Genomic DNA, 347 nt, shown 5'->3' with positions numbered 1-347 from the left:
GCCCTGGCTGTCGGGAGTTAACCCGGCCACCCTCGCCGTGCTGACGGCGTAGCGATTGAACAGGGCATTATCGACAGCGTTCACGGCGCCCTGGCGCGGTTGGAGCGCGCGAAAGTCTTTCAGAGGCGGGCCGTAGACCTGCCCGGTTTTCAAATCGTAGGCATGCCATTGACCTGCGTGGCGCTTGGCCGTCACGCCCACTACACCGGAGGCTGCGCCGGCCACTTTCATCTCGCCGTCGACGACGCCAAAGGTCTTGGCGTAAGAAGCAATATTGCCGCCCTGCTGACGCAGCACCTGCAGCTCTCGAAACGTGGTTTGCAGCAGCGTTTTTGCTCCTTGCAGGC

Annotated in this window: 1 protein-coding gene; it reads right to left on the bottom strand. The window is 62.5% G+C overall.

Annotation, left to right across the window (positions count from 1 at the left end; all coding sequences use genetic code 11):
* The coding region (locus AC0L20_RS40285) for a hypothetical protein (RefSeq protein ID WP_473295713.1) at window positions 1-347 on the bottom strand (347 nt) is incomplete at both ends.

It is taken from the genome of Bradyrhizobium sp. Kon58 (genome assembly GCF_055807455.1).
Note: the sequence above shows the minus strand (reverse complement) of the source record. Positions and strands in the feature narration are given on the sequence as shown.